Below are 7,199 nucleotides of genomic sequence, written 5' to 3'. Positions count from 1 at the left end.
TCGCCCACAAGGGCACGGCGGCCCCGCGCTCGCCCCACCGGCAACCGCGTCTGCTTCAAATAAAAAAGACCCCGCCATTGTGGCGGGGCCTTTTCGTGCAGCCGTTGCCGGGCAGAGCCCGGCAATTCCGAGCGCTTACGCGCCGTGGGCGGCCAGCTGGCCCAGGCGCTGCACCGCCACCGATACCGTCGGGTAGTCGAGCGTCTTCTGCTCGGCCAGCTCCTGCAGCATCGACAGGGTGAAACGCAGGCTGCTGTCGTCACGGCCGATCCAGGCCGCGACCTTGGCCTCGGCGCTGCCACCCTTCATCGACAGCACCTGGGCAGCCAGGTTGCGGTGATGGGCGGCCAGCTCGTCGCGCAGCACGCCACGCGCCACCGCGTGCCAGCGGCCGTTGACCTCAAGCGCGTCGATCTGCTCGAACAGCCATGGCAGCTGCAGGGCGTCGCCCAGGCGGAAGTGGACCTTGGACACGTCCACCGGCTTCAGCTTGCGGGTGCGCGCCAGTTCGATGATGTCGAACGCCGGCTCCAGGAACTGCAGCTCGGACAGCTGCTGTGCCAATGCCGGCGGCAGGCCCTTGTCCTTCCACTCCTGCACGCTTGCCTCATAGGCCGGACGCTGCGAATCGGGCAGCACGCCAGACGCGTCGCGGATGTCGTTGAACGGCGCCTGGTAGCGGTTCACCGCCTCGGTGATGCCCGGCATCGCGCCGGGGCGGAACAGCAGCCAGCGAACGAACGAGCGCTGCAGCTTCCAGATCACTTCCAGCGCATCGATCTGCACCGATTCCGGCAGGGTCCCGTCGAGCGCGTCGATCTGCGCCCACAGGGCTCTTGCATCCAGCGTTTCGCGGCTGATCGTATACGCCTTGGCGACCTCGGCGATGCTGCGGCCGGTGTCTTCCTGCATGCGCATCAGGAAGGTGGCGCCCATGCGGTTGATGGTCTGGTTGGTCACCGCCGTGGCGATGATTTCGCGCTTCAGGCGGTGACGCTCCATCGCATCCGCGTACTTCTTCTGCAGCGGCGTCGGGAAGTAGCGCTGCAGCTCCTTGGACAGGTAGGGATCTTCCGGGATGTCCGACTCCAGCAGCTGCGCGAACGCCACCAGCTTGGAGTACGACAGCAGCACCGACAGCTCCGGACGGGTCAGGCCCTGGCCGCGCGCCTTGCGCGCCGACAGCTCGGCGTCGGACGGCAGGAACTCGATCTGCCGGTCCAGCAGGCCCTGCTTTTCCAGGGTGCGGATGAAGTGCTGCTTCGAACCGAGGCGCTTGACCGCCATCCGCTCCATCAGGCTGAGGGCCTGGTTCTGGCGGTAGTTGTCGTTGAGCACCAGCTCGGCCACTTCGTCGGTCATCGACGCCAGCAGCTTGTTGCGCGCGTCCACGGTCAGCTTCTTGGCCCGCACCACGTCGTTGAGCAGGATCTTGATGTTGACTTCGTGGTCGGAGGTATCCACGCCGGCCGAGTTGTCGATGAAGTCGGTGTTGAGCAGCACGCCGGCCTGGGCCGCCTCGATACGGCCGAGCTGGGTCATGCCCAGGTTGCCACCCTCGCCCACCACCTTGCAGCGCAGCTCGCCACCGTTGACGCGCAGCGCGTTGTTGGCGCGATCGCCGACGTCGCTGTGCTGTTCGGTGGCGGCCTTGACGTAGGTACCGATGCCGCCATTCCACAGCAGGTCCACCGGCGCCTTCAGGATCGCGCTCATCAGGTCGTTGGGCGACAGTGCCTTGACGTTGTCGTCCAGGCCCAGCGCTTCACGCACCTGCGGCGTGATCTCGATCGACTTCAGGGTGCGCGGGTAGATGCCGCCGCCCTTGCTGATCAGCTTGGCGTCGTAGTCGGCCCAGCTCGACCGCGGCACGGTGAACATGCGCTCGCGCTCGACGAACGACGTGGCCGCATCCGGATTCGGATCCAGGAAGATGTGGCGGTGGTCGAACGCGGCCAGCAGGCGGATATGCCGAGACAGCAGCATGCCGTTGCCGAACACGTCGCCGGACATGTCGCCGACGCCCACGGTGGTGAAGTCCTGGCTCTGGCTGTCACGGCCCAGCGCACGGAAGTGGCGCTTGACCGACTCCCACGCACCGCGCGCGGTGATGCCCATGCCCTTGTGGTCGTAACCGACCGAACCGCCGGAAGCGAACGCATCGCCCATCCAGAAGCCGTGCGCGATGGCCAGGCCGTTGGCGATGTCGGAGAAGGTCGCGGTGCCCTTGTCGGCCGCCACCACCAGGTACGGGTCGTCCATGTCGTGGCGGACCACGTCCACCGGCGGCACGATCTTGTTGTTGACGATGTTGTCGGTGATGTCCAGCAGGCCCTGGATGAACAGCTTGTAGCAGGCCACGCCATTGGCGAACACCGCATCACGGTCGCCGCTGGCCGGCGGGGTCTTGGCGAAGAAGCCACCCTTGGCACCGACCGGCACGATCACCGTGTTCTTCACCATCTGCGCCTTGACCAGGCCCAGCACTTCGGTACGGAAGTCTTCGCGACGGTCCGACCAGCGCAGGCCGCCACGGGCGACCGCGCCGAAGCGCAGGTGGGTACCTTCCACGCGCGGACCGTACACAAAGATTTCGCGGTACGGGCGCGGCTTGGGCAGGTCCGGCACCAGCGCCGAATCGAACTTGAAGCTGATCACGTGGCCGTGGCGGCCCTCCGCGTCGGTCTGGTAGTAGCTGGTACGCAGGGTGGCGTCGATCACGCCCATGAAGCTGCGCAGGATGCGGTCTTCGTCCAGGCTGGAGACGCGGTCCATCAACTTGAGCAGCGCATCGCGCGCCGCGTCCATCTGCGCCTTGCGGTCGCCCTTGCGGGCATCGACCACGGTGCCGAGCACCTTGAGGGTGGCCTCGTCGCCACCGGAGAGCACGTCCAGGTGTGCGCGCAGCTCGGCCTGGCCCTCGGCGATTGCCGCCTTGTCCTCGTTCCCGGTGGCCGGGTCGAAGCGCGCCTCGAACAGCTCGACCAGCAGGCGGGCCAGCAGCGGGTAACGGGTGAAGGTGGCTTCCACGTAGGCCTGCGAGAACGGCACGCCGGTCTGCAGCAGGTACTTGCAGTAGCCACGCAGCATCGCGACCTGGCGCCAGTGCAGGCCGGCGGCCAGCACCAGGCGGTTGAAGCCGTCGTTCTCGGCGTCGCCGTGCCAGACCCGGGCGAAGGTTTCGCCGAACGCGGCGTCGGCGCTGGTCGCGTTGATAGGACCGGCCAGCGACTCCACTTCGAAGTCCTGCACGTACACCGGCGCGTTGTCCACGCTGAGGCGGTACGGGCGCTCGGAGATCACGCGCAGGCCCATGTTTTCCATCATCGGCAGCGCGTCGGACAGCGGGATGTCGTCCAGCTGGCGGTACAGCTTCAGGCGCAGGCCCTCGCCACCTTCGCGCTGCACGGCCTGCAGGCTCAGGCGCAGGTCGTCCGGACCGGTCAGCGCGTCGAGCTGGCTGACGTCATTGGCCGCGATCTCGGTGCTGGAGTCCTCGATGTACCCGGCCGGCAGTGCCTTGCCGATGCGCGAGGCGATGCGCAGGCCTTCGCTTTCGCCGTGGCGGACCACCAGCGCTTCGCGCAGGTCGTCCTGCCAGTTGCGCAGGACCTGGGCCAGCTTCTGTTCCAGCACGCGGGTGTCCACTTCCAGGGTCTGGCCGGCCTTCGGGCGCACGATCAGGTGCACCTGGGCCAGCGGCGACTCACCGAGCACCACCGAGCTGTCCACGTATTCGCCCTGCAGGGCGTCCTTGAGCATCGCTTCGATGCGCAGGCGCACGTCGGTGTTGAAGCGTTCGCGCGGCAGGTACACCAGCGCGGAAATGAAACGGCTGTACTTGTCGCGGCGCAGGAACAGGCGGCTGCGCACGCGCTCCTGCAGGCCGAGCACGCCGATGGCGGTGCGGTACAGCTCTTCCTCGCTGGACTGGAACAGCTCTTCGCGCGGCAGGGTTTCCAGGATGTGGCGCAGCGCCTTGCCGCTGTGGCTGGCCGGGGCCAGGCCCGACTTGCTCATCACGTATTCGTGGCGCTGGCGCACCAGCGGGATTTCCCACGGGCGGCGGTTGTAGGCGCTGGAGGTGAACAGGCCGAGGAAGCGCTGTTCGCCGATGATCCTGCCCTTGGCGTCGAATTCCAGCACGCCGATGTAATCCATGTAGCCGGCGCGGTGCACGCGCGAACGCGCGTTGGTCTTGGTCAGGATCAGCGCGTCCTTCAACCCGGTGGTGGCGTTGAGGCCCTGCGCGGCCAAGGTCTTGACCGGGCGCGCGGCGGACTTGTCCTTGCCGCGCATCAGGCCCAGGCCGGTGTCGTTCAACGGCGCCAGCACGTCTTCCTTGCCCTGCTTCTCGACGCGGTACTCGCGATAGCCGAAGAAGGTGAAGTGGTTTTCAGCGGCCCAGCGCAGGAATGCCTGCGCTTCGGCGCGCGACGCGTCGTCCACTGGCAGCTGGCGGGTGCCGAGGTCGTCGGCCAGGGCCAGCGCCTTGCTGCGCATGGCCTGCCAGTCGCCGACGATGGCCCGCACTTCCTCCAGCGCCTTGACGATGGCCTGCTCGACATCGGCCATGGCCTCGGCCGGCTGGCGGTCGATTTCCAGCAGCATCACCGATTCAGCGGTGCCCTCGCCCACGCTCGACACCTTGCCGGACTTGTCGCGGGTGAAACGGATCACCGGGTGGCCCAGCACGTGTACGCCCACGCCGTGGTCGGCCAGGGTCATGGTCACGGTGTCGACCAGGAACGGCATGTCGTCGTTGACGATCTGCAGCACGGTGTGCGCCGATTCCCAACCGTTGGCCTTCAGGGTGGGGTTGAACACGCGCACGTTGGCCTTGCCAGCCTTGCGCGCGCGCGCGAATTCGAGGGTGTCGCCGGCCAGCGCGGCCCATTCTTCAGCGGTGTGGTGCGGGAACTCGTCCGCTTCCATGCGCTTGTAGAAGTCTGCGGCGAACGCCACTGCCTCGGCCTGCCCGGCCGCCGGGTAACGCTTGCGCAAGGCCGTGTACACCGGTTCCAGCGAGAAGCCCACTGGCGAAACAGTCTGCGTATCGGCTGGTTTGGTCGTTTTTTTCACGGTCTTGGCTGCTGTTTTTTGCGGTTTCATGGCAGAGCGGTGCGTGTTGCCCAGTTGGAAAGATGAAATTGTAGCCCTACCGCATGAAAACACCTTGCTGCAGGACGGAATAAGGTTTTTCGGGTTGGGTGGCGTTTACATCGACACGTTCAATCCGCGGCGGTATGGATGCCGACCGCGATGCAGCGGATGCAACAGCATCGGCACGCGCGGTGGCAGCTTGATGTCGCCATGACGGACCGTGCCGAACGCCACGCTTCACCAATTCTGAACTGGACGGTATAGTCCACCGCGTGAACTCCCCTGCCCCAGCCGCTGCGGTCCTCGACGCGCGCGATCATCGCGTGTTCGATGCCGTGCGCGATCTGATGGCCACCCAGGGCATGCAGCTGAGCATGGAGTCGGTCGCGCAGCAGGCGGGATGCTCCAAGCAGACCCTCTACAGCCGCTACGGCAGCAAGCAGGAACTGCTGCGCCGGGTCCTGCAGCGGCACCTGTGCCGCGCCACCGCCGGCCTGCGCGCCCTGGACGGCGACGACCTGCGCGGCAGCCTGCTGCAGTTCGCGCTCGACTACCTGGACCACTTCAACGAACCCCACGTGGCCCAGGCCCGCCGCCTGATCGCAGCGGAGGCGGCCCAGTTTCCCGACGAAGCACGTTCGCTCTATCGCGATGGCGCGGGTGCGCTCAGCCTTCACCTCGCTGAATGGATCCAACAGCGGTGTCGGGATGGCCTGCTCCGGCATGACGACCCGCACTTCATGGCCGAGCTGCTATTGAGCATGATCGCCGGGCTGGATTTCGAGAAACAACGGTTCCACACCCCCCATCGTGCTGACGCTTCGCAGCGGCGCCGCTGGGCCGAATTTTCCGTGGACAGCTTCCTGCGTGCGTTTGCCGCGCCGGACGCGGTCCGCCCACCGCATTCAAACCAACACCGGAGTTTCTCCTGATGATCGCCCCACTCCGCACCTTTGCCCTGTCGTGCGCAGTCGCCGTCGCGTTGACCGCCTGCAAGAAGGAGGAGCAACAGACGCCCCCGCCGCCGGAAGTGGGCGTGATCGAGGCCAAAGCCGACACCCTGCCGCTGCAGCGTGAGCTGGTCGGCCGCCTGTCGCCGTACCGCAGTGCCGACGTGCGCGCCCGCGTGCCGGGCGTGCTGCTCAAGCGCGTCTACCAGGAAGGCCAGGACGTGAAGCAGGGCCAGGTGCTGTTCCTGATCGACCCGGCGCCGCTGCAGGCCGCACTGAATGCCTCGCAGGCCGAACTGGCCTCGGCGCAGGCCACCTACGCCAACGCCAAGGCGGACGCCGCCCGCGCCCGTTCGCTGGCCCCGCAGAAGTTCGTCTCCCGGTCGGACCTGGACGCCGCTGAAGCCACCGAGCGCACCGCCGCCGCTGCCGTGCAGCAGGCCCAGGCGTCGCTGTCGAACGCCAAGATCAACCTCGGCTATGCCCAGGTCACCTCGCCGATCGACGGCCGCGCCGGCAAACAGCAGGTCACCGAAGGCGCGCTGGTCGGCCAGGGCGACATCACCCTGCTGACCACCGTGGACCAGCTCGACCCGCTGTACGTCAACTTCTCGATGAGCTCGGACGAACTCACCCAGCTGCGCCAGGCCCAGGCCAAGGGCGCGGTGACCCTGTCCGGCGACGGCAAATCGACCGTGCAGGTGAAGCTGGCCGACGGCACCGCCTATGAGCACGCGGGCACGCTGGATTACTCCTCGGCCGTGGTCGACCCGTCCACCGGCGCGGTAACCCTGCGCGCCGTGCTGCCGAACCCGGACAAGATCCTGCTGCCGGGATCGTTCGTGAGCTTCCAGGCGGCGCTGGGCGAGCGCAAGAATGCCTTCCTGGTTCCGTTGCAGGCGCTGCAGCGTGACACCATCGGCGGCTACGTGATGGTCGTCGGCAAGGACGGCAAGGTCCTGCGCCGCAACGTCGTCACCGAAGGCCAGCAGGGCAGCAACTGGCTGGTCAGCAGCGGCCTGGAGGCCGGCGACCAGGTGATCGTGGCGGGCGTGCAGAAGGTCAAGGAAGGCGCGCCGGCCACGGCCAAGCCGTGGACCCCGACCGCCGCCAACGGCAATGGCCAGGCCCCGGCCGGGGCTGCAC

Annotated in this window: 3 protein-coding genes; 2 read left to right on the top strand and 1 reads right to left on the bottom strand. The window is 67.2% G+C overall.

The window, feature by feature from the left end; translation table 11 throughout:
* Window positions 1-135: 135 nt before the first annotated feature.
* Window positions 136-5,082: an NAD-glutamate dehydrogenase domain-containing protein gene (locus tag RWO33_RS17960; protein WP_343229916.1), complete on the bottom strand. Its 4,947-nt coding sequence runs from the start codon at window positions 5,080-5,082 to the stop codon at window positions 136-138.
* 368 nt (window positions 5,083-5,450) lie between these two features.
* Here RWO33_RS17960 and RWO33_RS17955 point away from each other — a divergent pair, with 368 nt between their 5' ends.
* Together RWO33_RS17955 and RWO33_RS17950 are read left to right on the top strand one after the other, a co-directional pair.
* Window positions 5,451-6,035, top strand: coding sequence for a TetR/AcrR family transcriptional regulator (locus RWO33_RS17955; protein ID WP_260844182.1), 585 nt, complete (start codon window positions 5,451-5,453; stop codon window positions 6,033-6,035).
* A partial coding sequence (locus RWO33_RS17950) for an efflux RND transporter periplasmic adaptor subunit (protein ID WP_314106557.1) occupies window positions 6,035-7,199 on the top strand: 1,165 nt, incomplete at its 3' end. The genes RWO33_RS17955 and RWO33_RS17950, both read left to right, overlap by 1 nt.

This window comes from uncultured Stenotrophomonas sp., from assembly GCF_963519925.1.
GTDB classification, from domain to species: domain Bacteria; phylum Pseudomonadota; class Gammaproteobacteria; order Xanthomonadales; family Xanthomonadaceae; genus Stenotrophomonas; species Stenotrophomonas maltophilia_AE.
Note: the sequence above shows the minus strand (reverse complement) of the source record. Positions and strands in the feature narration are given on the sequence as shown.

Excerpts from the sequence above, each read along its gene's own strand:
- RWO33_RS17955 (WP_260844182.1), top strand. The coding sequence starts at position 5,451 with ATGGCCACCCAGGGCATGCAGCTGAGCATGGAGTCGGTCGCGCAGCAG.